The 25,884-nt window shown below is 73.4% G+C and carries 24 protein-coding genes and 1 pseudogene; 11 read left to right on the top strand and 14 right to left on the bottom strand.

Translation table 11 applies throughout. From position 1 onward, the window contains the following. Nucleotides 1-36: 36 nt before the first annotated feature. Nucleotides 37-978: an N-acetylmuramic acid 6-phosphate etherase gene (murQ, locus tag GPA10_RS24630; protein WP_058846276.1), complete on the bottom strand. Its 942-nt coding sequence runs from the start codon at nt 976-978 to the stop codon at nt 37-39. A 104-nt stretch (nt 979-1,082) separates the two neighbouring features. After that, entirely contained in the window at nt 1,083-2,012 is a 930-nt protein-coding gene (locus GPA10_RS24625; protein ID WP_079085990.1) for a MurR/RpiR family transcriptional regulator, read from the bottom strand. Between the two features lie 58 nt (nt 2,013-2,070). Between GPA10_RS24625 and GPA10_RS24620 the strand changes: the two genes are divergently transcribed. Together GPA10_RS24620 and GPA10_RS24615 are read left to right on the top strand one after the other, a co-directional pair. After that, a complete protein-coding gene (locus GPA10_RS24620) occupies nt 2,071-2,457 on the top strand; it encodes a hypothetical protein (protein WP_058846274.1) in 387 nt (128 codons plus the stop codon). Next, nucleotides 2,454-2,720, top strand: coding sequence for a DUF4031 domain-containing protein (locus GPA10_RS24615; RefSeq protein WP_343041289.1), 267 nt, complete (start codon nt 2,454-2,456; stop codon nt 2,718-2,720). The genes GPA10_RS24620 and GPA10_RS24615 overlap by 4 nt, the downstream gene beginning before the upstream one ends. 140 nt (nt 2,721-2,860) lie before the next feature. Here GPA10_RS24615 and GPA10_RS24610 read toward each other — a convergent pair whose 3' ends face one another. Both GPA10_RS24610 and GPA10_RS24605 read right to left on the bottom strand, forming a co-directional pair. Further along, nucleotides 2,861-3,964 carry a GNAT family N-acetyltransferase gene (locus tag GPA10_RS24610; RefSeq protein ID WP_157167421.1) on the bottom strand — a complete coding sequence of 368 codons (1,104 nt, stop codon included), beginning with the start codon at nt 3,962-3,964 and terminating at the stop codon, nt 2,861-2,863. 9 nt (nt 3,965-3,973) lie between these two features. Next, nucleotides 3,974-4,651 carry an HD domain-containing protein gene (locus GPA10_RS24605; protein WP_157167420.1) on the bottom strand — a complete coding sequence of 226 codons (678 nt, stop codon included), beginning with the start codon at nt 4,649-4,651 and terminating at the stop codon, nt 3,974-3,976. Nucleotides 4,652-4,861: 210 nt separating this feature from the next. On the opposite strand from GPA10_RS24605, the gene GPA10_RS24600 reads away from it, so the two are divergent. Further along, nucleotides 4,862-5,539 carry a maleylpyruvate isomerase family mycothiol-dependent enzyme gene (locus GPA10_RS24600; protein ID WP_058846271.1) on the top strand — a complete coding sequence of 226 codons (678 nt, stop codon included), beginning with the start codon at nt 4,862-4,864 and terminating at the stop codon, nt 5,537-5,539. 27 nt (nt 5,540-5,566) lie between these two features. On the opposite strand, the gene GPA10_RS24595 is transcribed toward GPA10_RS24600, so the two are convergent. Further along, entirely contained in the window at nt 5,567-6,475 is a 909-nt protein-coding gene (locus GPA10_RS24595) for a hypothetical protein (protein WP_157167419.1), read from the bottom strand. 134 nt (nt 6,476-6,609) lie between these two features. On the opposite strand from GPA10_RS24595, the gene GPA10_RS24590 reads away from it, so the two are divergent. Together GPA10_RS24590 and GPA10_RS24585 are read left to right on the top strand one after the other, a co-directional pair. Next, nucleotides 6,610-8,922 carry a heavy metal translocating P-type ATPase gene (locus GPA10_RS24590; RefSeq protein WP_157167418.1) on the top strand — a complete coding sequence of 771 codons (2,313 nt, stop codon included), beginning with the start codon at nt 6,610-6,612 and terminating at the stop codon, nt 8,920-8,922. 187 nt (nt 8,923-9,109) lie between these two features. Next, a complete protein-coding gene (locus GPA10_RS24585; RefSeq protein ID WP_058846269.1) occupies nt 9,110-9,802 on the top strand; it encodes a copper homeostasis protein CutC in 693 nt (230 codons plus the stop codon). A 297-nt stretch (nt 9,803-10,099) separates the two neighbouring features. Here GPA10_RS24585 and GPA10_RS24580 read toward each other — a convergent pair whose 3' ends face one another. Then, entirely contained in the window at nt 10,100-12,091 is a 1,992-nt protein-coding gene (locus tag GPA10_RS24580) for a HelD family protein (RefSeq protein ID WP_157167539.1), read from the bottom strand. A 456-nt stretch (nt 12,092-12,547) separates the two neighbouring features. Between GPA10_RS24580 and GPA10_RS24575 the strand changes: the two genes are divergently transcribed. Further along, nucleotides 12,548-12,754, top strand: a complete 207-nt coding sequence (locus GPA10_RS24575) for a hypothetical protein (RefSeq protein ID WP_157167417.1) — start codon at nt 12,548-12,550, stop codon at nt 12,752-12,754. Between the two features lie 187 nt (nt 12,755-12,941). Further along, nucleotides 12,942-14,210, top strand: a complete 1,269-nt coding sequence (locus tag GPA10_RS24570) for a glycosyltransferase 87 family protein (protein WP_157167538.1) — start codon at nt 12,942-12,944, stop codon at nt 14,208-14,210. Nucleotides 14,211-14,282: 72 nt separating this feature from the next. Here the strand turns inward: GPA10_RS24570 and GPA10_RS24565 are convergent, their stop codons facing one another. After that, nucleotides 14,283-15,929 carry a DNA repair helicase XPB gene (locus GPA10_RS24565; RefSeq protein ID WP_058846266.1) on the bottom strand — a complete coding sequence of 549 codons (1,647 nt, stop codon included), beginning with the start codon at nt 15,927-15,929 and terminating at the stop codon, nt 14,283-14,285. Between the two features lie 80 nt (nt 15,930-16,009). Next, a complete protein-coding gene (locus tag GPA10_RS24560) occupies nt 16,010-18,070 on the bottom strand; it encodes a protein kinase domain-containing protein (protein ID WP_157167415.1) in 2,061 nt (686 codons plus the stop codon). Between the two features lie 414 nt (nt 18,071-18,484). Here GPA10_RS24560 and GPA10_RS24555 point away from each other — a divergent pair, with 414 nt between their 5' ends. Then, nucleotides 18,485-19,099 (top strand): VanZ family protein, encoded by a 615-nt coding sequence (locus GPA10_RS24555; protein ID WP_246259707.1) that lies wholly within the window; start codon nt 18,485-18,487, stop codon nt 19,097-19,099. Here the strand turns inward: GPA10_RS24555 and GPA10_RS24550 are convergent. The 5 genes from GPA10_RS24550 to GPA10_RS24530 are packed head-to-tail and all read right to left on the bottom strand — an operon-like array spanning nt 19,062 to nt 23,375. Then, entirely contained in the window at nt 19,062-21,518 is a 2,457-nt protein-coding gene (locus GPA10_RS24550; RefSeq protein WP_157167414.1) for a helicase C-terminal domain-containing protein, read from the bottom strand. The genes GPA10_RS24555 and GPA10_RS24550 overlap by 38 nt on opposite strands. 49 nt (nt 21,519-21,567) lie before the next feature. Beyond that, the gene (locus GPA10_RS24545) at nt 21,568-21,864 is read right to left on the bottom strand and encodes a DUF397 domain-containing protein (protein ID WP_157167413.1); all 297 of its coding nucleotides are present in this window, start codon (nt 21,862-21,864) and stop codon (nt 21,568-21,570) included. Between the two features lie 21 nt (nt 21,865-21,885). After that, entirely contained in the window at nt 21,886-22,242 is a 357-nt protein-coding gene (locus GPA10_RS24540; RefSeq protein ID WP_058846263.1) for a DUF397 domain-containing protein, read from the bottom strand. A gap of 30 nt (nt 22,243-22,272) precedes the next feature. Continuing rightward, complete coding sequence (locus tag GPA10_RS24535; protein WP_157167412.1) at nt 22,273-22,551, bottom strand: DUF397 domain-containing protein; 279 nt, start codon at nt 22,549-22,551, stop codon at nt 22,273-22,275. After that, entirely contained in the window at nt 22,533-23,375 is an 843-nt protein-coding gene (locus GPA10_RS24530; RefSeq protein ID WP_157167536.1) for a helix-turn-helix domain-containing protein, read from the bottom strand. The genes GPA10_RS24535 and GPA10_RS24530 overlap by 19 nt, the downstream gene beginning before the upstream one ends. Before the next feature lie 184 nt (nt 23,376-23,559). On the opposite strand from GPA10_RS24530, the gene GPA10_RS24525 reads away from it, so the two are divergent. Both GPA10_RS24525 and GPA10_RS24520 read left to right on the top strand, forming a co-directional pair. Further along, complete coding sequence (locus GPA10_RS24525; protein ID WP_058846261.1) at nt 23,560-23,787, top strand: hypothetical protein; 228 nt, start codon at nt 23,560-23,562, stop codon at nt 23,785-23,787. Then, nucleotides 23,784-24,044, top strand: coding sequence for a hypothetical protein (locus GPA10_RS24520; protein ID WP_246259684.1), 261 nt, complete (start codon nt 23,784-23,786; stop codon nt 24,042-24,044). Before GPA10_RS24525 ends, GPA10_RS24520 begins: the two co-directional genes overlap by 4 nt. Before the next feature lie 128 nt (nt 24,045-24,172). On the opposite strand, the gene GPA10_RS24515 is transcribed toward GPA10_RS24520, so the two are convergent. Beyond that, nucleotides 24,173-25,114 carry a trypsin-like serine peptidase gene (locus GPA10_RS24515; RefSeq protein ID WP_157167411.1) on the bottom strand — a complete coding sequence of 314 codons (942 nt, stop codon included), beginning with the start codon at nt 25,112-25,114 and terminating at the stop codon, nt 24,173-24,175. A gap of 272 nt (nt 25,115-25,386) precedes the next feature. On the opposite strand from GPA10_RS24515, the pseudogene GPA10_RS42720 reads away from it, so the two are divergent. Continuing rightward, nucleotides 25,387-25,884, top strand: a pseudogene (locus GPA10_RS42720) (hypothetical protein); the annotation flags it as partial.

Genomic DNA, 25,884 nt, shown 5'->3' with positions numbered 1-25,884 from the left:
CCGGGTGACCGGGTGACCGGGTGACCAGAGCGCGCCCTACTCGGTACGGGAGTTCTCCAGGGCCGCGCGCAGATGACCGTCGGACTCGGTGAGCAGGCGGGCCGCCGTGGGGCCGTCGACCGATCCCAGGAGGGTGAGGATCGCGTTCTTCACCTCGCCGTCGGTGGCGGCGAGCGCGGCCTCGATCTCCGCGTCGCCCGCGCCGGTGGCGAGGGCGACGATGCGGCGGGAGCGGGCGCGCAGCTTCTCGTTGGAGGCGCGCACGTCGACCATGAGGTTCCCGTACGTCTTGCCGAGCCGGATCATCGTGATCGTCGACAGCATGTTCAGGACGAGCTTCTGGGCCGTGCCCGCCTTCAGCCGGGTGGAGCCGGTGAGGAGTTCGGGTCCGACGACGACCTCGATGCCGTGCTCGGCGGCGTCGGCGAGGGCGCTGTCCGCGTTGCAGGACAGGCCGATCGTCAGGGCGCCGCGGGCGCGGGCGTGCTCCACCGCGCCGACGGCGTAGGGCGTACGGCCGGACGCGGAGATGCCGACCACCGTGTCGTCGGCGGTCAGGGTGAGCGCGTCGAGGTCCTGCGCGGCCAGGTCCTTGCGGTCCTCGGCGCCCTCGACCGCCGTCACCATCGCCGTCGGCCCGCCCGCGATGAGACCGACGACGTCGTCCGGGTCGGTGTTGAACGTCGGCGGGCACTCGGAGGCGTCGAGCACACCGAGCCTGCCCGCCGTCCCGGCGCCCGCGTAGATCAGCCGGCCGCCGCGGGCCATGCGCTCGGCGGTGGCGTCGATGGCGGCGGCGATGCGCGGCAGCTGCGCGGCGACGGCGGCCGGGACACTGGCGTCCTCGCCGTTCATGATCCGCGCGATCTCCGACGTCGGCAGCCGGTCGATCTCGGACAGCTCGGGCCGGAACGCCTCGGTGGTGAGGGACTCCAACTGGGCCCGGAGTTCACCGTATCCATCGGTGGTGGAGGTCATGGGGTGCGGCTCTTTCACAAGGTCGGGAAAGGGGGAATCAGCCCGTCCGGCGTTCGAGGACGAGGCCGAAGGCCGATCGACGGCCACCCCGGCTGGGCGGGACTTCAACGACTGCCGGCGCCCGCGCCAGGGTTGTGGCGGTGCGCAAGGGCCTCGTACGAAGCGGCGAGCGCGGGCGCCGCCGTCTCGTACGTACGCTGCGCCACCCCCACGAACAGGCAGTCCACGACGAGCAGCTGACTGGTCCGTGAGGACATCGCGGCGGGCCGCAGCTCGCTCTCGCGGGCGGTGGAGGTGGTCAGTATGTGATCGGCGTACTGGGACACCAGGCCGTCGGGACGCCCGGTGATCGCGATCGTCGTCGCCCCGTGCTCGAAGGCGACGCGCAGCGGCTCGATGACGTCGCCGGTGGACCCGGAGTGGGTGATGGCGATCGCCACGTCCTTCGCGCGGAGCGTCACCGCGTTGGTGACGGCGAGGTGCGGGTCGGAGTGGGCGTGCGCGACGTGGCCGATGCGCAGGAGCTTCTGGGCGAGGTCCTGGGCGACGAGGCCGGACGCGGCGACGCCGTACACCTCCACGCGGCGGGCCGTGGCGAGCGCGGCGACGGCCGCGCCGAGCTGCACCGTGTCGAGGGCCGCCGCCGTGTCGGCGAGGGTCTGCTGCTCGTCGTACGCGAGTTTCGCCACGACGTCCGCGATGGGGTCGTCGACGGCGATGTCGGCGGTGACGGCGGGCGCGCGGCCCGACTGCTGCTGGGCGGCGAGGCCCGCGAGGGCGAGGCGCAGGTCGCGGTAGCCGGGGTAGCCGAGGAGGCGGGCGGTGCGGACCACCGTGGCCTCGCTGGTGCCGGTCAGCTCCGCGAGGCCGGTGACCGTGAGCGCGGCGCAGCCCGCCGGGTCGCCCGCGACGGCCTCGGCGACCCGCTGCATGGACCGGGTCATCGACGGGGCGAGGGTGCGCACCTTGGCCGCGAGGGCGGCCGGTGCCGGAGGTGCGCCGCCCGCGAAAATTTCCTTCACGTCTTGGGTCACATGTGAAAGATATTTTCGGGGTGCGGGGTGGTCAAGGCTTCGGGCGCACAATGGCTGTATGGACTCCTCCGCATCCTCCGTCCCCGTGGGCCCGCTGGAGCGGGCGCTGCACGCCGCCCGCGCGCTGGTCCTCGCCGACCTGGTCGCGGACGAGGTGGCCGAGCCCGACGTCGTCTCCTTCGTCGAGGACTCCGTGGCGCAGCGGCGCTGGTGGGTCGAGCAGTGGCCCGAGGGCGCCGAGTACGTCGCCGGGCTCGTCGCCCAGGACGTGCAGGACGCCCTCCTGGAGCGGTACGGGCGGTGGCCGCTGTGCCCCGTGTGCGGCTCCGGGGATCCGCACGCGCTCGACGTGGAGCCGGAGTTGGGGGCCGATCCGCACTGGGTGTGCGGGAAGGCGGGGGTCGTGGTCGCGGCTGTGGGGTCGCTCGGTGGGGTGGGCCGGTGACGGTTTATATCGATCCGCCCACCTGGCCCGGTCACGGGCGGTTCTGGTCCCACCTCGTCAGCGACCTCTCGTACGACGAACTGCACGCCTTCGCGGCGCGTATCGGGGTGCCCGAGCGTGCCTTCGAGCGCGACCACTACGACCTTCCCTCGCACCGGTACGGGGACGCCGTGCGGGCGGGGGCCGTGGAGGTGCCCTCCCGGGAGTTGGTGCGGGTGCTGCTGGGGGCGGGGCTGCGGCGGCGGAAGGGTGCGGGGCGGTAGGCCCGCGCGGGGCGCCCCGGGCCCGCCCCTTCACCGTGACCAGGGGCGCTGCGCCCCCTGGACCCCAGCCTCATCGGCGCTGCGCGCCTCGTCCTCAAACGCCGGACGGGCTGTGAATAGCCCCCAGCCGGGCCCACAGATCATGCGCGCGTGCGTGCGTACTCGAAGGTATGGCTGTCGTCGCGGTCCGCCGCGCGGGTGAAGCCCGCTCGGGTCAGGACCGCGTGGGACGCGGTGTTGTCGCGGTCGGTGAGGGCGCGTAGGCCGCTGACGGCGGTGTGGTCGGGGTGGTCCAGGGCCCAGGCCGTGAGGGCGCGCAGGGCCTCGGTGGCGTAGCCGTTGCCGCGGGCCTCGGGGACCAGGTCGTAACCGACCTCCGCCCAGCCCTCGTCGTCGGGCACGCCGTGGAAGCCCATGGCGCCCACCGCGCGCCGGTCCGCGACGCGCACGACGGTGAACATGCCCCACTCGGGGCGGTGCGTCCCGGCGGCGTACGCCCTCGCCGTGCGCCCCGCCGCTCCGCGCGTGCCCTCGAACGGGCCGCCCTCGGTCCAGTGGCTGCCGCCCGTGCCGCCCGCGGCCAGGTCGGCGGCGGCGTCCGGGGACACCTCGATCAGCTCGACGGGGCCCGCGGGCACCTGGATCGGGTTGTGCCAGCGCCAGCGGTCCTTGCGGGGGTGGCCCGCGCGGTCGGCGCGGCCCGTCGCCCACAGCAGCACCCGCCAGGGGTCCTCGCCGTCCCGGGCCGGCGGCACGTGCGGGAACTGGCGGGCGAGGACGGCCGCGGGCAGCCCGGCCGGGGGCTCGTACGGCACGGCGAAGGCGCGCAGGATGTCGTACGTGTGCAGGACCAGCTCGACGACGCCCATCGCGGCGAAGCCCGCCGCGTCCGCGCTGCCGTACGGGAACGGATGCCAGCCGCGCACGCCCGGCGGTGTCGTCCGCACGACCGCCGCGAGCAGGCCCGCGCTCGCCTCGACGCAGCGCACCGCGCCGTCCGCGCCGGTGCCCGCGTCCAGGCGGATCTCCATCGGGACGTAGGTGCCGGTGCCCGCCGTGCGGCCCGTGAGCTGCGCCGCGTACGCGGTGAAGTCGCTCACGATGTGCTCGGCCGTGTCCAGGCAGCTCCACTCCAGGCCGCCCGCGGGCGTCGTCCAGTCGTACGCGTCCGTCGCCACCGCGCGCAGCGCGGCGACCGCGTGCGCCGTCGCCTCGTCGATCAGGTCCCCGCCGTTGAAGAGCATGCGGTGAGGCTACGTGAGCAGTTCCAGCTCCGTCGTGAGGTTTTCCCTGGCGGCGGCCTCCCAGTGGGCGGCCCCGTACGGGGTGCGGAACAGGCGGGGCAGGGCGAGGAGTTGACGCAGGACGTCCGCGCGGCCCGCGCGGAACGCCTCGTCGGGCACGAAGGCGTACTCCTCGCGGACCGCGGCGGCGTACGCGGCGTACGCGTCCGGGGCCGCGGCGAGGATCGCGAGGTCCGCGTCGCACAGGGCCTCGCCGTCGCGGTCGCCGTCGGCCGGGTCGTGGGTGACCGTGAGGCGGACCAGGCGGGCCACGTCCGCGGTGGCCTCCCGGGACAGGCCCGCCTCGGGGAGGGCGCGTTCCGCGAGGCGGGCGCTGCGCTCCTCGTTCTCCGAGCGGTCGGGGGCATGGACGGCGTCGTGGAACCAGGCCGCGAGGCGCACCACGTGCGGGTGCTCCGGGTGGTCCTGGAGGGTGTCCAGGTGGGCGAGGACGGCTTCGAGGTGGGTGAGGGTGTGGTAGCGGCGGTGAGGTTCGGACCAGCGGGTCAGGAGATTGTCGGCGTACGGGTCGGGGTCGGGGCCCGTGGGGGTCCCCCGGGCCCCGACGAGGGCTTCCCGCCAGGCCTGGCGGAGGGCTGCTCTGTCGGGTTCCGTGAGGGGGGCGGGGGCGGTGTCGTCGTCGGGCATGGGGTGACCCTAGGCCTTCGCGGGGCGCCCCGGGCCCGCCCCTTCACCGTAACCAGGGGCGCTGCGCCCCCTGGACCCCAGCTCTTGTCGGCGCTGCGCGCCTCGTCCTCAAACGCCGGACGGGCTGAATACTTCGCCGGTGTGGACTGCACCTGGGCAATTGCTGCGCGGACGTTGCCATTCCGGGCGGTGGGCGCTTGGCTGGCCGCCATGACGTACGACGTGATCTCCCCCGACGGAACGTACGAATCCGATCGTCCGGGACGGTTGTTGCGCACCGAGTGCGTCGCGCTGATCCCGCTGCTCCGTTCCGCCGGCGACGCGGCGTTCGCCGCGCCCACCTGCTGCCCGGGGTGGACGGTGCGCGATGTGCTCGCGCACTGCTCGGCGGTGCTCGACCGGGTGATAGAGAGCCGGTTCGAGGACGGTGCCTTCACCGCGGCGGGCAACGACCGTGACATCGCCGACCGGGCCGACTGGCCGAACTCCCGGATCGTGGACGAACTGGAGCACGGCATGACCCACGCGGGCGGTCCCATCGCCGCCTCCAAGGGGCTCCTCGACGGGGTGGCGCTCGGCGAGTGGGTGCACGCCGGTGACGTACGGGACGCCTGGGGACTGCCGGGCGCGTACGGGGGCGACGGGCTCGGTGACGCGTTGCCGCTGCTCGCCGCGTTCAGCAAGCAGCGTGCGGCGCTGCCCCTGCACGCCGACCTCGACGGGTTCGACGAGCCGCTGATCCTCGGCGTCAACGACGGCAGCAGGCCGCCCGCCCGGTTCATCGGGGACGCGTCGACGCTGGTCCGGCTGTACGCGGGCCGCCCCCTCACGGACTCGGCGTTCGAGCTGGCGGGCGCCACGCCGGAGGAGCTGTCGATCTTCTCGTGAGCCATCCGACCCGCGCCGGGTATCCGCTCAGTGGGTGTGCGCCGTGTGCACCGTGAACGCCGCCGTGCGGACCTTTCCCTCGTGGCGGAAGTCCAGGAACAGGCGGTAGGTGCCCGCGCTCGGCGCCGTCGTCGTGAAGGAGACCGCGGGGCCGGGCTCCGTGCTGCCGTCGCCGGGCTCCCCGTTCGGGTGGACGTGGAGGTACGCGAGGTCGCCCGCGCGCAGGGCGACCAGGTGGCCGTAGGCGCCCAGGTAGGGCTGGAGGTCGGTGACCGGCTTGCCGTCGCGCAGGACGCGCAGCGCCAGCTCGCGGGGCTTGCCGGGGGCCGGGGTGCCGGTCAGGCGCACCTCGTAGCCGTCGCCCGCCTTCGCGGTGGCCCGCGCGGGCGGCAGGTCCGCCGGGGCGTAGGCGCCGGTGACGGCGAGGTCCGTGCCCAGCGTCACCTTCTTCTCGGCGCCGGCGGGCCTGAAGTCCGCGAACACGCGGTGGTCCCCGGCCTTCGGCAGCGTCGCCGGGACCGACCAGGTGCCGTCCGCGGCGCGCACCGGGTGCAGATGACGGTACGTCGTCAGGTCGCGTGAGGCGACGATCAGGTGCAGCTCCTTGCCGTGCTCCTTCGCGTACGACTTCAGGGGCGCGCCCGAGGACTCCTCGGTGATGGTGAAGCGCAGGCCCGTGCGCTTGCCCGCCTCCGTGCGCCTGGTCCTGAGGTCCAGGGCGTAGCCGTCGGAGGCTGTCTGGAGGCCTGCCGGGGTGGACGTCGTCGTCCTGGTACCGGCTCCTGAGTCCTCGTGGCCGCTTTCGCCGTGGCCGCTCTTCTCGCTGTGCGCCGCCGGGGTGCTCACGCTGTCGACGCTCGTGCCCACGCCGTACGCGGCGGTGAACGCCGCCGCGACGGCGGCCGTGTACGCGGTGATCCTCAATCCGGTCCTCATGGGTCCCGACCATACCCCCCTGGGGTATTAAGTCAAGCGGTGGGAACGCTTGCGTCTTGATACCCCCTGGGGGTACACATGGATCTCGTAGGCGATACCGGGCCCGGGTATGCCGGGCATGAGGAGCGGCTGACATGACCTCCACGCAGACCCCGCACACCACGCAGGTGGAACTCGCCATCGGCGGTATGACCTGCGCCTCGTGCGCGGCCCGTATCGAGAAGAAGCTCAACCGCATGGACGGCGTCGCGGCGACCGTCAACTACGCCACCGAGAAGGCCAAGGTCAGCTTCGACGGCACGGACGTCGCGGTCGCCGACCTCATCGCCACCGTCGAGGCCACCGGGTACACCGCCCGGGAACCCGCCCCGCCCCGGGCGGCCGACGACGGGGGAGGTGGCGGCCGTGACGAGGGGGACGAGGGCGCCGAGGGGGACGCCGGGCTGCGGCCGCTGCGCGAGCGGCTGATCACCGCCGTCGTGCTCTCCGTGCCCGTCATCGCGATGGCGATGATCCCCGCCCTCCAGTTCGCGTACTGGCAGTGGCTGTCCCTGACCCTCGCGGCCCCGGTCGTGACCTACGCGGCCTGGCCCTTCCACAAGGCGGCCGTCACCAACGCCCGGCACGGCGCTGCCACCATGGACACGCTGATATCGGTCGGCACGTCGGCGGCGTTCCTGTGGTCGCTGTGGGCGCTGTTCCTCGGCTCGGCGGGCACGCCCGGCATGACGCACCCCTTCGAGCTGACCATCGAGCGCAGCGACGGCGCCGGGAATATCTATCTGGAGGCCGCCGCGGGCGTCACCGCTTTCATCCTCGCCGGGCGGTACTTCGAGGCCCGCTCCAAGCGGAAGGCGGGCGCGGCCCTGAAGGCGCTGCTCGAACTGGGCGCGAAGGACGTGACCGTGCTCCGGGGCGGGCGCGAGGAGACCGTGCCGGTCGGGGAGCTGAGGAGCGGCGACCGGTTCCTGGTGCGGCCCGGCGAGAAGATCGCCACCGACGGGCGGGTGCTCGAAGGCGCATCCGCCGTCGACGCGTCGATGCTCACCGGCGAGTCCGTGCCCGTGGAGGTCGCCGTGGGCGACGCGGTCACCGGCGCCACCCTGAACGTCGGCGGCCGGCTCGTCGTGGAGGCGACCCGCGTCGGCTCCGACACCCAACTCGCCCGGATGGCGCGGCTCGTCGAGGACGCGCAGAACGGCAAGGCCGCCGCCCAGCGACTCGCCGACCGCGTCTCCGGCGTCTTCGTGCCGGTCGTCATCGCCCTCGCGATCGCCACCCTCGGCTTCTGGCTCGGCAACGGCGCGGGCCTCACGGCCGCCTTCACCGCCGCCGTCGCCGTCCTGATCATCGCCTGCCCGTGCGCCCTCGGCCTCGCCACGCCCACCGCGCTCATGGTCGGCACCGGGCGCGGCGCCCAGCTCGGCATCCTCATCAAGGGCCCCGAGGTCCTGGAGACCACGCGGCGCGTCGACACCATCGTGCTCGACAAGACCGGCACGGTGACCACGGGACGGATGACGCTGCTCGCCACCCGGGTGGCAGGCGGCGCCACCGATGCCGGGGTGGAGGAGTCCGCCGAGGTGGACGAGGTGCTGCGGCTCGCCGGGGCCCTGGAGCACTCCTCCGAGCACCCCATCGCCCAGGCCGTCGCCGCGGGCGCCGCCGAGCGGGTCGGGACGCTGCCGACACCGGCGGACTTCGCGAACGTGGCGGGGCTCGGGGTGCAGGGGATCGTCGAGGGGCACGCGGTGCTCGTGGGGCGGGAGCAGTTGCTCGCGGAGTGGGCCATCCCGCTGCCCGAGGAGCTGAAGCGGGCCAAGGACACCGCCGAGGCCGCCGGGCGCACCGCCGTCGCCGTCGCCTGGGACGGCGAGGCGCGGGCCGTGCTCGAAGTCGCCGACGCCGTCAAGGAGACCAGCCCCGAGGCGATCCGGCGGCTGCGCGCGCTCGGGCTCACGCCGATGCTGCTCACCGGTGACAACCGCGCCGTCGCCGAGTCCGTCGCCGCCGAGGTCGGCATCGCACCCGAGCACGTCATCGCCGAGGTGCTTCCGCAGGACAAGGTCGACGTGGTCAAGAGGCTCCAGGCAGCGGGGCGTTCGGTCGCCATGGTCGGCGACGGCGTCAACGACGCGGCGGCCCTCGCGCAGGCCGACCTGGGGCTCGCCATGGGCACGGGCACTGACGCGGCCATCGAGGCGGGTGACCTGACCCTGGTACGGGGTGACCTGCGGGCCGCGGCCGACGCCATCCGCCTTGCCCGGAAGACCCTCGGCACGATCCGGTCCAACCTCTTCTGGGCCTTCGCCTACAACGTCGCCGCGCTGCCGCTCGCCGCCGCCGGGCTCCTGAACCCGATGCTCGCCGGTGCGGCCATGGCCTTCTCGTCCGTCTTCGTGGTCGGCAACAGCCTGCGGCTGCGCGGCTTTCGGCCACTGAGCTGAGATTTCCGGTGCCGCGTGGCCTGATCGTCGCGGCGCTTGGCCTGATCACCCCGGCGCGGTCGAATTCCCGCCGGGGTGATCTGCGCGTACCCTGGTAATTGGACTAGACCTGTGTTTCTGTGGTCGTCGCCCCGCACGACTCCCACACCCGCCGACAGCAGGCGCCGATTTCCTAAGGAAGACATCCATGAGCAGACGCGCGCTCCTGGAGGTGATCGCACTCGACGCCGAGGACGCGGTCGCCGCCCAGGCCGGAGGGGCGGACCGCCTCGAGCTGGTCACCGACATGGCCGCGGACGGGCTCACGCCGTCCGTCGAGGCCTTCGCTGAGATCCGTGCCTCCGTGGACATCCCCCTGCGCGTCATGCTGCGGCTCGCCGACGGGTTCGACGCGGGGGACGTCGACGCGCTGGTGGGGCGGGCGCGGGAGCTGCGCGGCGCGGGGGCCGACGAGTTCGTCCTCGGCTTCCTCGACGCCGAGACCGGCGGGGCCGATGTCGCCGCCGTCGAACGGGTCGTGGGGGCGCTCGACGGGTGCCGGTGGACGTTCCACCGGGCCATCGACCGGGCCGCCGACCGCGACGCCCTGCGCAAGCAGCTTGCCGATCTGCCCGGACTCGACACCTACCTCACCGCCGGGGCGGCGGGCGGCGTCGACGAGGGGCTGCCCACGCTGCTCGCCGAGGCCGCGCGGGGCGGGGAGCCCGGGTACGGGGCGCGGATCCTCGTGGGGGGTGGGTTGCGGCTTGAGCATCTTGGGGGGTTGCGGGCGGGGGGGCTCGACGGTTTTCACATCGGCGGAGCCGCACGGCCCCACGGGTGGGGCGCTCCGCTCTCCTCCGCCGCCGTTTCGGCTTGGCGCCGCGCCCTGGACGCCTGACCCCGCCGCTTCGCGCCGGGGGTCCTCTCCCACCCGCCCGCCCGTTTCCGGGTGGGTTCCGGTTCGGGTCTCCTGTGCCACGGCTGTTGTTCGGCGGCCGTCGGCCGGTGGGGCTGCCCCGCCGCTTCGCGCCGGGAAAAGCTCTCCCACCCGCCCGCCCGTTTCCAGCCGGTTTCCGGCTCGGGTCGCCCGTGCCACCGCCGTCGTTCGGCGGCCTCCGGTCAGTGGGGCGGGCCGTCCCCCTGTGGGCAGCTGGTCCGCCACGGGCGGAACGGGTGGGCACAGGGCCCCCTTGGGCTAGCCGTTGTGTTCGGTCGAGGCCAGCGCCGGGGGGAGTGGGGCCGAGTGCAGCACCGTCAGGCCCGACACCGCTCGGGTCAGGGCCACGTACAGGCGGCGCAGGCCCGTGCGTTCGTCGGGCTCGCCGGAGACCACGGCCGCCGGCTCGTCCAGGACCACGTAGTCGTACTCCAGGCCCTTGGCGAGGGACGCCGGGACCAAGGTGAGCCGGACGTCGGGGGTGGTCTCCTCGCCGGGGGAGAGACAGCCGAGACCGGCAGCGTCGAGGGCCCGCGCCAGCTCGGGCACCCGCGCGTCCGCCGCGATCAGACCGATCGACCCCTCCTGGGACAGGGATGTGACGCAGGCGCCCACCACCGCCTCCGTCAGACCGGAGGAGGCCACCCGGCGCACCGACAGCGAGCCGGGAGCCTCCCGCACAGAACCCACCTCCGCGAGCCCCGGCGCGATCACCGGCAGCAGCCGCGACGCGTACGCGATCACCTCGCGCGGCACGCGGAAACCAGCCGTCAGCTCCTCCACCACCGCGTCCGCCTTGCCGAGATGCGCGAGCGCCTCGTCCCAGCTCCGCGTCGCCCACGGCGTGGTCCCCTGCGCCAGGTCCCCGAGGACGGTCGCCGAACCGGTCGTGCACCGGCGCCCCACCGCCCGGTACTGCATCGGCGACAGATCCTGCGCCTCGTCGAGGACGACATGTCCGAGTGAGTGCGTACGGGAGACCAGGTCGGAGGCCTCGTCGATCAGGACCGCGTCCGCCGCCGACCACTTCGCGCTCTTCACCCCGCGCCCCGGCCGCTCCCACAGCACCGCCTTCTGTTCCGCCTCGTCGAGGATTCCCCCGGCGTGCGCGGCGAGGAACTCCGCGTCGGACAGCAGCCGCAGCACCAGCTTCGCCGGGTCGACGGGCGGCCAGATCGCCTTCACGGCCGCCTTCACCGCCGCGTTGCGGGCCACCGCGTCCTGCACCCGGTCGTCCGGCGCCTCACCGGAACGTTCCATCTGGACGAGGACGGCGTGCGCGATGCGCTGCGGCAGGGCCTCGCGGGCCGCCCCGTACCGCATGTCGCGGGCCAGCAACTCCTCGACGATCTCCTCCAGGTCGTACACCGGGACGCGCCAGCGGCGCGAGCCGCGCACCACCACGATGCCCTCCCGCGGCATCGTGATGTACGAGCGCAGCGCCCCGCGCAGCACCTCCGCCATCCGCGCGTCCCCCTTGACCAGGGCCGCCGCCGGATCGTCCGTGCCCCGCACCTCGACGTGCGCGACCAGGTCGGCGACGGTGGCCTGCCGCACCTCCAACTCGCCGAGCGCGGGAAGCACCTGCTCGATGTAGTGCAGGAAGGACCGGTTCGGGCCGATGACGAGGGTGCCGGTGCGGGCGAGGCGTTCCCGGTGCGCGTACAGGAGGTACGCGACCCGGTGCAGGCCCACCGCCGTCTTTCCGGTACCGGGGCCTCCCTGCACGCAGACCGAACCGGCGAGCCCGCCGCGCACGATCTCGTCCTGCTCCGGCTGGATCGTCGCCACGATGTCCCGCATCGGGCCCACGCGCGGCCGCTCGATCTCCTGCTGGAGCAGCTTGCTGACCTGCTCGGCCTCGCCGGGGTCCGTCAGATGCTCGTCCTCGTACGCGGTCAGGTCGCCGCCGGTGTACCCGAAGCGGCGGCGCAGACCGACGTCCTGCGGGTCCTTCTTCGACGCCCGGTAGAACGGCTGGGAGACGGGCGCGCGCCAGTCGATCACCATGGGGTCGCCGTCGGCGTCGTGCACGTGCCTGCGCCCGATGTAGAACTGCTCGCCCTCGCCGCCCTCGGCCTGCTCGGCGCCCGGCGCGTGCAGGAAGTCGAGCCTGCCGAAGAACAGCGGCGTGTGCGCGAGGTCCGCGAGCGCCTTGATCCGGTCGTCGATCTGGCTCTGCAGCACGGCGGCGTTGACCCAGTTCGCCGTCACGTCACGGATGTCCAGTGACGCCACGTCCTCGCGCATGGCGCGCAGGGCTGAGCGGGACGCGGTGAGATGCGCCTGCTCGCGGGCAAGGGGGTTGTCGGGCACGGGTACGGATGGGGCGTTCACTGCGGGGCCTCCGGCGGCTACGGGTGGTGCGTGTGGCGCGTGTGGCGCGGTGCTCTGTGCGTGCTCGGGGCCGCCGGTTTCCGGCCGGACGGCGGCGCTCCGCTGGGCGGGAGACGGGAAGGGGAAAGGTTAGGTGAGCGGCCGGTGGCGGAGCCAACGGTTTTCCCGCGCCAGGGGCGATCAGGGCCGCGGGGCCGGTCTCCGCCGCCACACGAAACCCTGAGGCATCCCCGAGAAAACCCTGAGGGACGTCATCCTCGCGACTCCGTCCCGAGACGGACAGCACCGCCCGTGAGTCGTACCGGGCGGCTCCGGCGGTTACCCCGCCAGGCCGATGTGCGGGTGCCCCCGCGGGCGGACCATGGATACATGAGCAGCGCAACCTTCACCTCAGCGTCCCTGTCCTCCGGGCCGGCCGGCCCCCGTCCCACCGCGGGCGCCACGGCGCTCTCCGGCGACCACCGTCCGCACCGCGTCGGCACCGCCCTGCGGGCCGCCAAGGTCTTCATGGGCACGGCCTTCGGCGTGGCCGTGCTCGGCGAGTTCGCGGAGGAGGCGGGCGTCCGCCGCCGCTGAGACGACCGCCCTCCGCCCGTCCTTGGGCGACCGTCCTCCGCCCACCTCTGGCCGACCGTCCTGCCTACCCCTGGGCGACCGTCTTCCGCCCACCCCTGGGCGACCGTCCTCCGCCCACCCCTGGGCGGCTGCCCGCCGCGCCGGATACACCGGACGTTCGTGGTCGTTCGCTAGGGTCACGGCCGTGATGCGACGGTACGTGGCCAGCTGGTCACCCAACGCGGTGGCCGGAATCTCCCTCCTTGCCCTCTCCTGTACGGGCTTCGCCGTCCTCTGTGGCGTGCACGGGCTGCCCATGGCCGATGCCCTGGTGTACCGGGCCGAGGGGGCCGCCGTCGTCGGCGGTCGGGATCTGTACGGGTTCACCGTCACCCGGTGGGAACTGCCCGCCACCTACCCGCCGTTCGCCGCCCTCCTCTTCGTCCCCACGACCTGGCTGCCGCTCGCCGCCCTCAAGGCGGCCTTCCTCGTCGGCAACGTCGCCCTCCTGCTGCTGTTCCTGCACCTCTCCTGCCGCCTCGCCGGGCTGCCCTCGCGGCCCGCGGCCCTGTGCGCGGGCGCCGCGTTCGCGCTCTGGCTCGAACCCGTCTTCCAGACCGTGCTGTTCGGGCAGATCAATCTGGCGCTGGCCTGCCTGGTGCTGTGGGATCTGACGCGGGCGCCGGGGGCCGTGGGGCGGGGGTTCGCCGTCGGGGTCGCCGCCGGGATCAAGCTGACCCCGGCCTTCTTCATCCTCTACCTGCTTCTCACCCGGCGGGTACGGGAAGCCGTGACCGCCGTGGCCGCGTTTGCGGGGACCGTGCTGCTCGGGGCGGTCGCGCTGCCCCGGGCCAGTGTCGACTTCTGGACGCGGCGGGTCTTCGAGACCGGGCGGGTCGGGAAGGCGTGGATCGTCGACAACCAGTCCTTGCAGGGGGTCGTCGCCCGGGTCCTCCATGAGCCGGAGCCGGGGATTCTCTGGGCCGGGCCCGCGCTTCTCGTCGCCGTCGGGGGGCTGTGGGGCGCCCGGAGGGCCTCCGGCTCCGGGGCGGCTGCTCGGGGGGTGCTCGTGGCTGCCTTTGCCGGGCTGCTCGTCTCGCCCATCAGCTGGTCGCATCACTGGGTGTGGTGTGTGCCGGTGGTCGTGGTGTTGCTGGGGGAGGGGCGGAGAGGGGCTGCGGGGGTGGTCGCCCTGCTGTTCACGGCGCGCACCCTGTGGCTCGTGCCGCATGCCGGGTCCGCCGATCTCCACCTCGCGTGGTGGCAGCAGCCGTTGGCTTCGCCGTATGCGGTGGGGGTGGGGGTGGGGGCGATTGTGTGCGGGTGGGTGGTCCTCGCGGGTGCGCCCCAGTTCCGCCCCTTCCCGAACCTGGGGCTCCGCCCCAGACCCCGTGTCGGCCTGCGGCCTCGTCCTCAATCGCCGGACGGGCTGAAACGCTGCCGCACCGGCGAAGTTCTCAGCCCGTCCGGCGATTGAGGACGAGCGCGCCGGCGCGATTTCAGCCGGTCCGGCGATTGAGGACGAGGTGCGCAGCGCCGATCTTCGCTGTCAGGCGTCCTCCGCCAGTACCGCGTCCGCGTCCAGGATCCGGTAGGCGTACCCCTGTTCCGCGAGGAACCGCTGGCGGTGGGCGGCGAAGTCCTGGTCGATGGTGTCGCGGGCCACGACGGAGTAGAAGCGGGCCTCGTGGCCGTCGGCCTTGGGGCGCAGGACGCGGCCGAGGCGCTGGGCCTCCTCCTGGCGGGAGCCGAAGGTGCCGGAGACCTGGATGGCGACGGTGGCCTCGGGCAGGTCGATGGAGAAGTTGGCGACCTTGGAGACGACGAGGACGGAGATCTCGCCCTCGCGGAAGGCGTCGAAGAGCTTCTCGCGCTGCGCGTTGGTGGTCTCGCCCTTGATGACGGGGGCGTTCAGGTGCTCGCCCAGCTCGTCGAGCTGGTCGATGTACTGCCCGATGACGAGGGTCTGCTGCCCGGCGTGCTTGCGCACGAGCGCCTCGGTGACCTTCCGCTTGGTCGCGGTGGTCGCGCAGAACCGATATTTCTCCTCGGCCTCGGCGGTGGCGTACGCGAGCCGCTCGCTGTCGGTGAGGTTGACGCGGACCTCGACGCAGTCGGCGGGCGCGATGTACCCCTGGGCCTCGATCTCCTTCCAGGGAGCGTCGAACCGCTTGGGCCCGATGAGCGAGAAGACGTCCGACTCGCGGCCGTCCTCGCGGACGAGGGTCGCGGTGAGCCCGAGCCGCCGCCGTGCCTGGAGGTCGGCGGTGAACTTGAAGACGGGCGCGGGCAGCAGGTGCACCTCGTCGTAGAGGATGAGGCCCCAGTCGCGGGAGTCGAACAGCTCCAGGTGCGGGTAGATGCCCTTCCGCCTGGTCGTCAGGACCTGGTAGGTCGCGATGGTGACGGGGCGGATCTCCTTCTTCGTACCGCTGTACTCGCCGATCTCGTCCTCGGTGAGGGAGGTCCGCTTGACCAGCTCGTGCTTCCACTGGCGGGCGGAGACGGTGTTGGTGACGAGGATGAGGGTGGTCGCCTTGGCCTCGGCCATGGCGCCCGCGCCGACGAGGGTCTTGCCCGCGCCGCAGGGCAGCACGACGACGCCGCTGCCGCCGTGCCAGAAGTTCTCCACGGCCTGCCGCTGGTAGGGGCGCAGCGCCCAGCCGGTCTCGTCGAGGTCGATGGCGTGCGCCTCACCGTCGACGTACCCGGCGAGGTCCTCGGCGGGCCAGCCCAGCTTCAGGAGGGTCTGCTTGATCTGGCCGCGCTCGGAGGGGTGCACGGCGACCGTGTCCGGGTCGACGCGGGTGCCGACCAGCGGCTGGATCTTCTTCGAGCGGAGGATCTCCTCCAGGACGGGCCGGTCGGTGGTGGTCAGGACCAGGCCGTGCGCGGGGTGCTTGGCGAGGGTGAGGCGGCCGTAGCGGGCCATGGTCTCGGCGACGTCCACGAGCAGGGCGTGCGGGACGGGGTAGCGCGAGTACGCGACGAGGGCGTCGACGACCTGCTCGGCGTCGTGCCCGGCGGCGCGGGCGTTCCACAGGCCGAGGGGCGTGAGCCGGTAGGTGTGGATGTGTTCGGGGGCGCGCTCCAGCTCCGCGAACGGGGCGATGGCGCGGCGGCAGGCGTCGGCCTGCTCGTGGTCCACCTCGAGCAGCAGAGTCTTGTCCGACTGGACGATGAGCGGTCCGTTCACCGGTGGGTGCCCTTTCGCTAGGCCAAACATCCAGTGTGCCGCATCGCCGCTCGTACCCGTCCCGTGTTGCCGGTCCGTCCTTATGAGCCGAGGGCCGACGTCTGCGGGATCGCGCGGACGACGTGGTCGGCGGTGGCGAAGTGGACGAGGCCGTGGGTGGTGACGGGGGCGGCGACCGGGGTGCCGGTGGCGAAGGGGGCGTAGGAGCGGCGCAGCAGGGGCCTGCCGCCGCCGCGGGTGTTCAGGGCGAGGAGGTCGCCGGCCTCGGTGAGGACGTACAGGACGGCGTCGGCGAGGGCGGGGGCGCTCGGGGTGGGTGCCGTGGGGCGGTGGGACCAGGCGGGTTCGCCGGTGCCGCGGTCGACGGCGTGGACGCCGGTGCTCCGGCCGGTGAGGTGGACGAGGCCGGTGAGGTCGTCGAGGACGGGAGTCGACCAGGTTTCGCCGGGCGGGCCGAGGGGGCGGGACCAGACGGGCCGCATGGCGTGCACGTCGACGGCGGTGAGACCGGCGCCGGGGTCCGTGGTGCCGAGGTAGGCGATGCCGTTGCGTACGAGGGGCGCGGCGGGGTCGACGAGGACGGCGCCGGGCAGGCGCAGTGTGCGGTGGTCGCGCCGGTTCTCCAGGCTGACGCGGTGCAGCAGCCCTCCGCGTTCGCCGACGACGAGCGTGGTGTCGTCGATCGCCGCGGGTGCCGTGAGCGCGCCGCGCCCGGCCCGCACCCGGGCCGCGAGGCCGTCGCGGCCCACGGAGATCTGCTCGCCCAGGTACGGGTCCACGAGGGACAGCTGGTCGCCGGTGCCGTGCGCGTCGGGCGTGATCAGGCAGACGGCCTGCTGCGTCACCACCGGTGGGCCGAGCGCGCTCAGGCCGAGGCTCCACCGCTCCTGCCCGGACGTCGCGTTCAGCGCGTACAGGGAGTCGCCCGTGACGTAGAGCCCGGTGGCGCCGGCGGCCGGGGCGCCGAGCCAGGGCTGGGTGCTCCCGCTCTGGAGCCATCTGCTCCAGAACAGCTCGCCGGTGCGTGCGTCCAGGGCGTACACGTAGCCCGTGCCGTCCACCGCGTACAGGGTCCCGTCGGTGGCCAGGAGCTGGTGGACCGCGCCATGGGTGGGGAACGTCCACACCTCGGGGCCCGCCCGCCGGTCCCCCGCGAGCAGGCCCGCGCAGCCCGCCCCGAGCAGGGTGGCGGCCCCCGCCCGGAGCACCTGCCGCCGCCCGGGACCCGGCTCCGGCCGCGGCTCCCGGGGCCGGGGCACGGCGGGCGCGGGCAGGAGTTCGGCGAGGCCGTCCGGCAGGACGACGTCCTGTCCGGCGGAGGGGAAGTGGTCCAGGGCCGTGGCCAGCTCGGCCAGGGAGGGGCGCCGGGCGGGTTCCTTGGCGAGGCAGAGCGCCGTCAGGGCCTGCCAGCGGCAGGGCAGGTCCGACAGGTCGGGTTCCTCGAAGCGGATCGCGTACATCACCCGCCACATGTCCTCCGCGTCGAACGGCGCCCGCTTGCGCAGCGCGAACACCAGCGTGGAGGCCAGCGAGAAGACGTCCGCCGCGCCGGTGATGCCGGCCGCGTCCCACTGCTCGGGCGCGGCGAACGCGGGCGTGCCGAGGAAGGCCTGGCTGGTGGTGAAGGTGCTCGCGTGCAGGTGCCGGGCGACGCCGAAGTCCAGTACGCGTGGGCCGTGCGCGCTCAGCAGGACGTTCGACGGCTTGAAGTCGCGGTGCACGAGCCCGGCGCGGTGGATCGCGGCGAGGGCGTCCGTGAGCTGCCGGGCGATGGCGCGCACGTACGGCTCCGGGAGCGGGCCGTAGGTGTCGACGGCCTCGGAGAGCGGGATGCCCGGTACGTACTCCGTGGCCAGCCAGGGCTGGTCGGCCTCCGGTTCGGCATCGAGGACCTGGGCGACGAGGGGGCTCTCGACCTGGCGGGCCGCGGTGACCTCGCGTGCGAACCGCCGTCTGGCGTCCCGCTCGTGCACCAGCGACGGGCGCACCCGCTTGACGGCGACGAGCCGTCCCCCGCGGTCCCGCCCGAGGAAGACCTCGCCCATGCCGCCGCGCCCGAGCACGCCAACAAGCCGGTAGGGCCCGAGGCGCCGCGGATCGGAGTCCAGCAGCTGTTTCAGCTGAGAGGTGGTGACGGTCACCCTACGTAGGCTATGGGTAACGATCCGTGCTCGTGCGGGAGTTCGCCGAAGGTGGTCCGGACGGGCCGGGGCACGGGGCTCCGGGCGGGGTGGCGCGACGCGCCTGGCGCGCCTGGGCGTGCGCCGGGCGGGGTTCTCCTCCCGGTGAACCCCGCTCTCCCGAACGGCTCCGCTACGTCGCGTGGTCGGGGGTATCCGGGGGGTATGACTGCCGAGCCGACGCAAGAGCACGGTTACGAGAAGGGCCTTGAGCCCGAAGACGGTCACGGTGACGGTCACGGTCGCGGGAAGAGCGCGGCGCCCGAAGACGGTCACAGTGACGGTCACGGTCGCGGAAAGAGCGCGGCGCCCGGTGACGGTCACGGTCACGACAAGAGCGCGGTGCCGCCGCTCCAGCGCGGCACCCGCACCGCGCTGCTCGCCCGCGGCCTGGTCCTCCTGGTCAGCTTCGTCTGCATGGTCGGGTTCGCCGTGCTGCTGGCCAGGGCCACCCTGGTGCCCTCGCCGGGGTCCACGGACCTCACCCACACCAACCTGCGCCCCGGCGACTCCATCAGCGCCTATCTGGACCAGCCCGACTTCAAGGACACGATCAAGCAGATCGGCGGCAACGTCCTGCTCGGTGTGCCCTTCGGTGTGCTGCTCCCGATGCTGATGCCGAGGGCGCGCGGCCTGGTGCGGGTCGCCGCGGTGACGGCCCTGGTGATGCTGATGGTGGAGAGCGCGCAGGGCGTCCTCGTCACCGGGCGGGCCTTCGACATCGACGACGTCCTGCTGAACACGGCCGGTGCGCTGATCGGCTATCTCCTGGCCGGGCGGCGCCTGGGCCGCGCGCTGCACCCGCGGCGCCACCACTGGTGGCACCGCTGGACGCGGCGGCCGGACCCGGCCAGGCCCGGGGGCACGCCCCTGCCGGAACCGGCCAGGTCCGGCGGCACGCCCCTGCCGGAACCGGCCGGACCCGGCGGCACGCCCCTGCCGGGGCCCGTGGTCAGCCCGCCTCGTCCGCCAGTTCCGCCACGCCCGTGACGCGGTGCAGCGGGTAGGTGCGGACCTCGTCGGCCGTGTGGTCGTACGCGGTGACGAAGCCGCCCTCGACGCGGACGGGCGCGATGACGCGCTGGCTGGCGGCGCCCTCGGCGTTGACGTAGCCGATCCACAGGGCCTCGCCGGTGAGGACGGCCGCCTGCATGGTGGCGAGGGTCTCGGCGGCGGTGGTGCGGGGCAGTTCGCCGGGGGCGGCGGTGGGCGCTTCCTTGCGCGGTGCCGTCGAGGCGAGGTCGCCGGCGCGGATGGCGCGGACGGCGGCGCCGAGGAGGGTGGCGTCGGGCAGCGGCGGCCCGTCCGGCACGGGTTCGGGCGCGGTGCGCGGCGGGGTGCGGTGGCTGTGCGCGCGGGTGATGAGGACGTCGCCCTCGGCGCTCTCCGCGGAGGGCGCGAAGCCCATGGAGCGCAGCCCTTCGAGGAGGGTCGCGGGGTCGGCGGGGGTGGCGAGCACGGTCGGCGCCAGCCGCCGCAGTCGCAGCCCTTCGCCCCGCCTGTCGGCGAGGATTTCATTGAGCACGCCCTCGTCGTCGCAGCGTACGTAGGCGGAGGCGGCGCCGATGCGCAGATGGCCGTGTTTCCGCGCCACGTCGTCGATCAGGTACGACAGGGGCTGCGGCACGGGTGTCCGGGAGTGCGCGGTGAGGAAGGCGTGCAGGTCGGAGGCGCTCTGTCCGGCGTCGAGTGCTCGTCGTACGGAGCCGGGCGTGAACCGGTACACGGTCGCGCCGCCCTTGGACTCGATGTCGGCGAGCACCGCGAGGGCGTCGGCGAGGGGCCGTCGCAGCGGTCCGGGCGCGACGGCGGTGAGGTCGGCTTGCAGCAGCACGTGGTCGAGGGGCTCGGGCAGGAGCGGCGCGAGCAGCCGGGCCGCGCGCTCACCCGCGGCGCCGGTCCCCGCTCCACCACTCCCGGGGGACGGCGAGTGCTGATCAAGGCCTTCGGCCAGGAGCGCACGGCCGTGGGCGGACAGGGCGCCGCGGCCCGTGACGCCGAGGAGTTCGGCCTCCTCCAGGGTCCAGTGCGCGAGGCGGGAGCGCAGGTCGGAGGCGCCCGTGCCGGGGGGCCGCTCCCAGCGGAGCCGGGCCTGGACCGATTCCGCGTCGGGCGCCGCGCCCTCGGGCAGTTCGGCGAGCAGCCCGAGCACGCGTGTGCGCACCTCGGGTGCGGCGGAGCGGTCCAGGCCGGGGCCGAGCGCGGACAGCGTCCGGTCCTTGCTGTCCCGCCCGCCGACCAGGCCCGCCGTGCGGGTCCCGGCCAGCCACGCGGTGGCGAGCCGCGTCCACCGCTCGGCGACCGGCAGCTCCTGCCAGGTGTCGTAGGCGGGTGTCGCCGCGTACCGCTCGTCGGCCTCGCCGTCGGCCGCGAGCAGTCCCGCCGAGTAGGCGAGCTCCACCCAGAACGCCGCCTGCGGCTCCGGTACGTCCAGGGCCACCGCGGTCCGCTTCAGGTCGCGCACGCTCAGGCCGCCCGCGCGCAGCACCGCGGGCCCGCCCTCGTCCCAGTCCTTCAGGAGCTCCTCGACGGTGGCGAGCGCCATGTGCGCCTGGCCCGCCGCGGTGTTGTCCACAACCTGTGGACGGTGTTCGCGTGCGGCCACAACGGGCGGCGCGACCGCCTCCAGTACGTGGTGGGCGCGGCCCCCGCGCAGATGCAGCGCCACTTCGCGCGGCAGCACCACCGTCCCCGGCGCCGTCGGCAGGAGCAGGCCCCGGTCGATGAGCCAGCGCAGATGTCCCGCCGGTTCGGCGGTGACCTGCCCGTACGGCGGCCCCCACACGAGCCGCGACAGCACCTCCACGGACTCCGGGGGCGCCTCGTCCAGGAGCGCCGCCATCCGCTTGCGGTCGGTGAACAGTGCCGTCAGCGCCTCCACCGCCGACACCGCGTCGTGCGTCGCCGCGAGGCCCGCCGCCGTCACCAGGCTCTGTACGCGGCCCGGCGACATCCCCGCCATCGCCTCACCGACGGTCGGCCCGAGGCCCGTCGGCGACGGCCGCTGCGGGGTCGGCGCGAGCAGCTCCCTCGCGGTCCGCACCAGGCGGAACCTGTCGCCGCCGCCCCACACCAGCGCCTGCCCGCGCAGTGTGCCCAGGGCCCGGTCCAGGGCGTCCCGCACCCCGTCCGGTTCGTCGTCGCCCGCCACCAGGCCGAGCAGCTCCCCGTACGTGGCCGGTTCCGGCGCCACCGCGAGGGCCTCAGCGACCTGCTGCGTGAACCGGTCGAGCCGCTCCAGGGCGCGCACGACGGACGCGCGCGTGCCCGCGCGCGTCGCCAGCTGCGTCAGATCGTTCGGAACCGGCGTCAGGAGGTCGGGCCGGGCCCGCAACAACGCGACCATGGCCGCGTCGTCGCACGCCCGGAGGGCTTCCGCCAGGGAACGGGGTGCGTCCGGGGTGCTCATCCTGGCCACGGTAGCGGTTCGCCCGCCGGGCCGGGCGCGGGCGCCTCCGCTAGGCCTGTCGCCTGCCGCCCCCCGCCTTGACACTCCCGAGGAAGGCCCCCCAGGCGGGGGCCGAGAGGATCAGCGCCGGTCCGGCGGGGTTCTTGCTGTCGCGTACGGGCACGACGGCCCCTGGGCTGTTGACGGCGACTTCTAGGCATGCGCCGCCGTCTTGGTTGCTGTGGCTGCTTTTGCGCCATGTGGCGGCGTCCAGGAAGTCGGGGGAGACCTCCACGCATTCGCCGCCGTCAGAGTTGCTGTATGAACTCCTGCGCCATGTTGCGCTACTCAGGTCGACGGTGCGCATGGCACTGCACTCCTTCCCGCGTCAGCCGCCTGCTTTGACGCCGTTGAGGAAGGTCGACCAGGCGGGGGCCGAGAGGATCAGCGCCGGTCCGGCGGGGTTCTTGCTGTCGCGTATGGGGACGATGCCTTCGAAGTCGTGAGTGAGTTCCAGGCACTGGCCGCCGTCAGGGTTGCTGTAGCTGCTCTTGCGCCAAGCGGCGGCGTCCAGGAAGTCGTGCGAGATCTCGACGCATTCGCCACCGGACGAGTTGCTGTGGCTGCTTTTGCGCCAGGAGGCGAGAGCAAGGAAGTCGTGGGAGACCTCGACGCACGCGCCCCCGTCCGAGTTGCTGTACGAACTCCTGCGCCATGTTGTGCTACTCAGGTCGACGGTGCGCATGGCACTCCTTCCCGCGTCAGGCGTCAGGCGTCAGCCGCCCGCCTTGACGCCGTCGACGAAGGCGCCCCAGGCGGGGGCCGAGAGGATCAGCGCCGGTCCGGCGGGATTCTTGCTGTCGCGTATGGGGACGAGGCCTTCGAAGTCGTGGGTGATTTCTATGCACTGGCCGCCGTCCTGGTTGCTGTGGCTGCCCTTGCGCCAGGCGGCGGCGTCCAGGAAGTCGGGGGAGACCTCCACGCATTCGCCGCCGTCCTGGTTGCTGTACGAACTCTTGCACCAAGTTGCAGTGCTCAGGTCGATGGAACGCAAGGTGCTTCCTCCAACATCTCCGCGATGAACTTCCGGGAGGCGGCCGGGGACAGGGCCAGATCGCGCACGGAATCGTAGCTGAGTTGCAGTCGTTCGACGGGGGCCGTCTCCTCTACCAAGTCCCCCGAGTAGCCGGTCTCCACCCAGGCGACCGTGCGTGCGTCCATGGTCCGCAGGAACATGGTGTGCGTGTTGGTCAGGGCGTGGAGCCCAACGGACTGCTCGACGACGTGGATCTTCACGTTCTGCCGTTCGCTCATCGCCAACAGGTGCTCCAACTGCTGCCGCCACTGCGTATGATCCCCCAGCGGTGTCCGCAAGACGGCCTCGGACAGGATGGATCGGAAGCTGGGTGGGTCCTCCCCGGCCAGCAACTCGCTCCGTCCCAGTCGTGCGGCGACCTGCTTGGTCAGCTCATCGCCCTTGAGGCCACCTGCGGCGAGCAGCGTGTGCGCATACGCTTCCGTCTGCAACAAGCCCGGGAGCACGCTCACCGCGTAGTGCCACAGGCTCACCGCCTCGGCCTCAAGGGCCATGTACCGCCGGTACCGCTCCTTGAACTGCGTGGGGTCGCCCAGCGCCAGCTCCCACAGCGTGAGCAGGAAGCCAGCCGTACCGTAATGCTGGTCCAGGGCTTCGGCGACCTCGGGCCCGCCCAGGGTCTCCCCCTTCTCCATCTTCCCGAAGAGGGACGGATCCCACCCCACCACCTCCCCCAAGCGCCGCAGGCTCTCCCCGCGCCCCGCGCGCAACGCGCGCAGCTCTTCCGCGAAGCGGAGCCTCGGTTCCTGGCTACGGCCAGTGACTGCGCGCCTGGGCGGCATGACGGTCTCCTCCACGGCAGATGCGGAACTACCCCCGTACGCCCCGGAACTACAGCCGGTCGGCGGTATTCACCCCCGAATCCCCGGTCATGCTCGAAGTACCCGGAATACGCACGGTAGCCCAACCGTCGCGCTCCGCACAGGACTTCCTGCGGAGCGGGTCCGGACCCGGGAGGTGGAGCGGATGTACCCAGCCAAGCCCGCGCTCGGCAGCACCGTCAGGGACGGCAAGACCGGCGCCCTCGGACACGTCATGGGCCATGAGGGCCCCTACGTACAACTACGCCCCCTGGCGGGCGGCAAGGAGTGGGACGCGGACCCGGCACGGGTGGAACCCGTGGACGCCACAGAACTGCTCAGCGCCCGCGTCGCGGTGGCGAACGAGCGCAGCTGGAAGGCGTCGAAGGGATGACCGCGCCGGTGTCAGGGATGTTCGCGTCGCCGCAGGAACTGTCCGGCGGCATGGTGGTCTTCGACCGGGTGTATCAGATGCCCGCCGTCGTACGCCTCGTCGACGGGCTGTACGTGGAACTGTCCCGTCCGACGGGAATGGAGTGGCGGGTGGCCTTCTACCGGCTGCGCCCGGCCACGGAGTGGGAGCACAGGCAACTGGTGGCCGTCGGCAGGCTGCACAGACAGCGCCAGCGGGGCCTCGCGATCGGGGACTGAACCGAAGACAGCGGAACGCCGTACGCGGAACGCGGGAAGCGGTGCGCGGAACGCGGTGCGCGGAACGCGGTGTGGCATCACCGGAACACCCGGTGACGCCACACCGCCGTACCCCGCCCGACCCGCCGTCAGGCGCTGCGCGCCTTGTCGTACACCTTCTTCGCCAGCGAACCGAAGATCTCCCCGAACATCTTCGTCGGCTCCAGCGAGTCGAGCGAGCTGTTGACGGAGATGAGGGTCCCCCTGCCGGTGGCGGCGCTGAAGTCGGCGAACCAGGGGCCGCCGCTGGAGCCGCCGCTCATGTCGCAGGGGATGGACTGCGTGCCCTGGTCCTTCTTGGCCTTGCCGACGCAGCGCAGCAGCGACTCGCCGCGCTGGGGGCGGGTGGCGGAGTAGCCGAGGGCGGAGACGGTGCCGCCGACGGGACGGTTGAAGGCGACCGCACGGCCTCCCACGACGTCGGTGAGCTTCTTGCCGTTCTTGTCGGGGGAGACGACGAGCGCGGCCAGGTCGTCGGTGGACTCCGTCTCCCACGCGCGCGGGGTCGCAGCCTGGCGGACGGGGAACACGCCGTGCGGCGCCTTGCCCTGGTGGTAGCCGGGAGCGAACACCATCGTCGTATTGGTGTTCCAGGGGGAGGAGCCCCGGCGTACGCAGTGGGCGGCCGTCATCACGGTGGAGCGGTTGTCGCTCTTCACGGCGGTGGCCGTGCACCACGTGTCCGCGCCCGTCGAGTTGACGAAGAACAGCCGCCCCACGGTCTTCAGCTCGGGGCCCTCCCACGGCTTGGCCTTCGGCCCGGTCGGACCGAGGTCCACGGACCGCCCGACGGCCTTCATCCGGGCGGGCGTCCAGTACGCGAGAGCTTCCTTACGCTCCGACGCCTTGTACTTGAGCACGGACACCGGGTCGGCCGCCGCGGCCACGGACGTCGCCCGCTCGGTCGCCGTCTGCGCGGTCAGGGCCGTCGCCGGGACCGAGGCGACGAGCGCGAGGGCCGTACCGGCCACGGCGAGCCCCGTGGCCCGGCCACGGAGACGGCGGAACGCGGAAGAGGATGTCGCGGGCATGGCAGATGTCTCCTCGGCAGGCACAGGTACAGGCACAGGTACACGTACAGGCAACTGTCAGCGGTCAGGGGCGTCGGACGCCCAAGAAGATTGCGGGAGACGTGTGTTCGGTTGGCGGCCGGGCACCGCTGTCGACGTTCTGTGACACAAGGACCGGGAAGGGCCGGGCGGCGAGTGTGGATGATCTCCCCGGACACGAGGGGGCCCGGCGCGGCGGATCACGGTAACGTCGAGGTCCGGGCCCACAACACCGCAGCCCCGGAGGGAACTTCGTGGGGATCGAGAGCGACCAGCTCGTCTTCGACTACCTGAGCCGCGTCGGCGACGTGGCCCAGCAGCGTCAACTGCCGTCCGGCACGCGGATGCGGCTGGTCTCGGGGCTGCGCGGCGAGATCGACCGCCGCCGCGCCGGCGCCGCCGACAGCCCGGCCGCGGTCCGCCGCATCCTGGACCGCCTCGGCTCGCCCGACGACCTCGTCGACGCGGCGGCCGACAACCCCGACGACGTGTCCGCCGCCATCCCCGACGCGTCCGACGTGCCGTCGTCGACGTCGGCCCGGCTGCGCCGCGTCGTCCCTGAACCGGGCCGCCTGCGCCGCGCCGTGCCCCGCCCGCGGCTGCGCCCCGCACCGGCGCGCAGGGCCGAGCCGGTCGAGGACACGGGGGACACAGGGGGCACAGGGGCAGCAGGGAACGTGGGGGCCGCAGGGGCTGCGGGGGACGCCGGAGCCTCGGCCGGGACCGCCCGTGGCCGGCGCGCCGAGCGCCCC

Source organism: Streptomyces typhae, assembly GCF_009755605.1.
In the GTDB taxonomy this organism is placed as follows: domain Bacteria; phylum Actinomycetota; class Actinomycetes; order Streptomycetales; family Streptomycetaceae; genus Streptomyces; species Streptomyces typhae.
Note: the sequence above shows the minus strand (reverse complement) of the source record. Positions and strands in the feature narration are given on the sequence as shown.

Coding starts and splice junctions, on each gene's coding strand:
- GPA10_RS24525 (WP_058846261.1), top strand. CDS start 23,560: ATGTACCCAGCCAAGCCCGCGCTCGGCAGCACCGTCAGGGACGGCAAG.
- GPA10_RS24610 (WP_157167421.1), bottom strand. CDS start 3,964: ATGCTCTTCAACGGCGGGGACCTGATCGACGAGGCGACGGCGCACGCG.
- GPA10_RS24550 (WP_157167414.1), bottom strand. CDS start 21,518: ATGAGCACCCCGGACGCACCCCGTTCCCTGGCGGAAGCCCTCCGGGCG.
- GPA10_RS24570 (WP_157167538.1), top strand. CDS start 12,942: ATGCGACGGTACGTGGCCAGCTGGTCACCCAACGCGGTGGCCGGAATC.
- GPA10_RS24530 (WP_157167536.1), bottom strand. CDS start 23,375: ATGCCGCCCAGGCGCGCAGTCACTGGCCGTAGCCAGGAACCGAGGCTC.
- GPA10_RS24620 (WP_058846274.1), top strand. CDS start 2,071: ATGGACTCCTCCGCATCCTCCGTCCCCGTGGGCCCGCTGGAGCGGGCG.
- GPA10_RS24540 (WP_058846263.1), bottom strand. CDS start 22,242: ATGCGCACCGTCGACCTGAGTAGCACAACATGGCGCAGGAGTTCGTAC.
- GPA10_RS24605 (WP_157167420.1), bottom strand. CDS start 4,651: ATGCCCGACGACGACACCGCCCCCGCCCCCCTCACGGAACCCGACAGA.
- GPA10_RS24515 (WP_157167411.1), bottom strand. CDS start 25,114: ATGCCCGCGACATCCTCTTCCGCGTTCCGCCGTCTCCGTGGCCGGGCC.
- GPA10_RS24520 (WP_246259684.1), top strand. CDS start 23,784: ATGACCGCGCCGGTGTCAGGGATGTTCGCGTCGCCGCAGGAACTGTCC.
- GPA10_RS24590 (WP_157167418.1), top strand. CDS start 6,610: ATGACCTCCACGCAGACCCCGCACACCACGCAGGTGGAACTCGCCATC.
- murQ (WP_058846276.1), bottom strand. CDS start 978: ATGACCTCCACCACCGATGGATACGGTGAACTCCGGGCCCAGTTGGAG.
- GPA10_RS24585 (WP_058846269.1), top strand. CDS start 9,110: ATGAGCAGACGCGCGCTCCTGGAGGTGATCGCACTCGACGCCGAGGAC.
- GPA10_RS24575 (WP_157167417.1), top strand. CDS start 12,548: ATGAGCAGCGCAACCTTCACCTCAGCGTCCCTGTCCTCCGGGCCGGCC.
- GPA10_RS24600 (WP_058846271.1), top strand. CDS start 4,862: ATGACGTACGACGTGATCTCCCCCGACGGAACGTACGAATCCGATCGT.
- GPA10_RS24580 (WP_157167539.1), bottom strand. CDS start 12,091: ATGCGCGAGGACGTGGCGTCACTGGACATCCGTGACGTGACGGCGAAC.
- GPA10_RS24545 (WP_157167413.1), bottom strand. CDS start 21,864: ATGCGCACCGTCGACCTGAGTAGCGCAACATGGCGCAGGAGTTCATAC.
- GPA10_RS24595 (WP_157167419.1), bottom strand. CDS start 6,475: ATGAGGACCGGATTGAGGATCACCGCGTACACGGCCGCCGTCGCGGCG.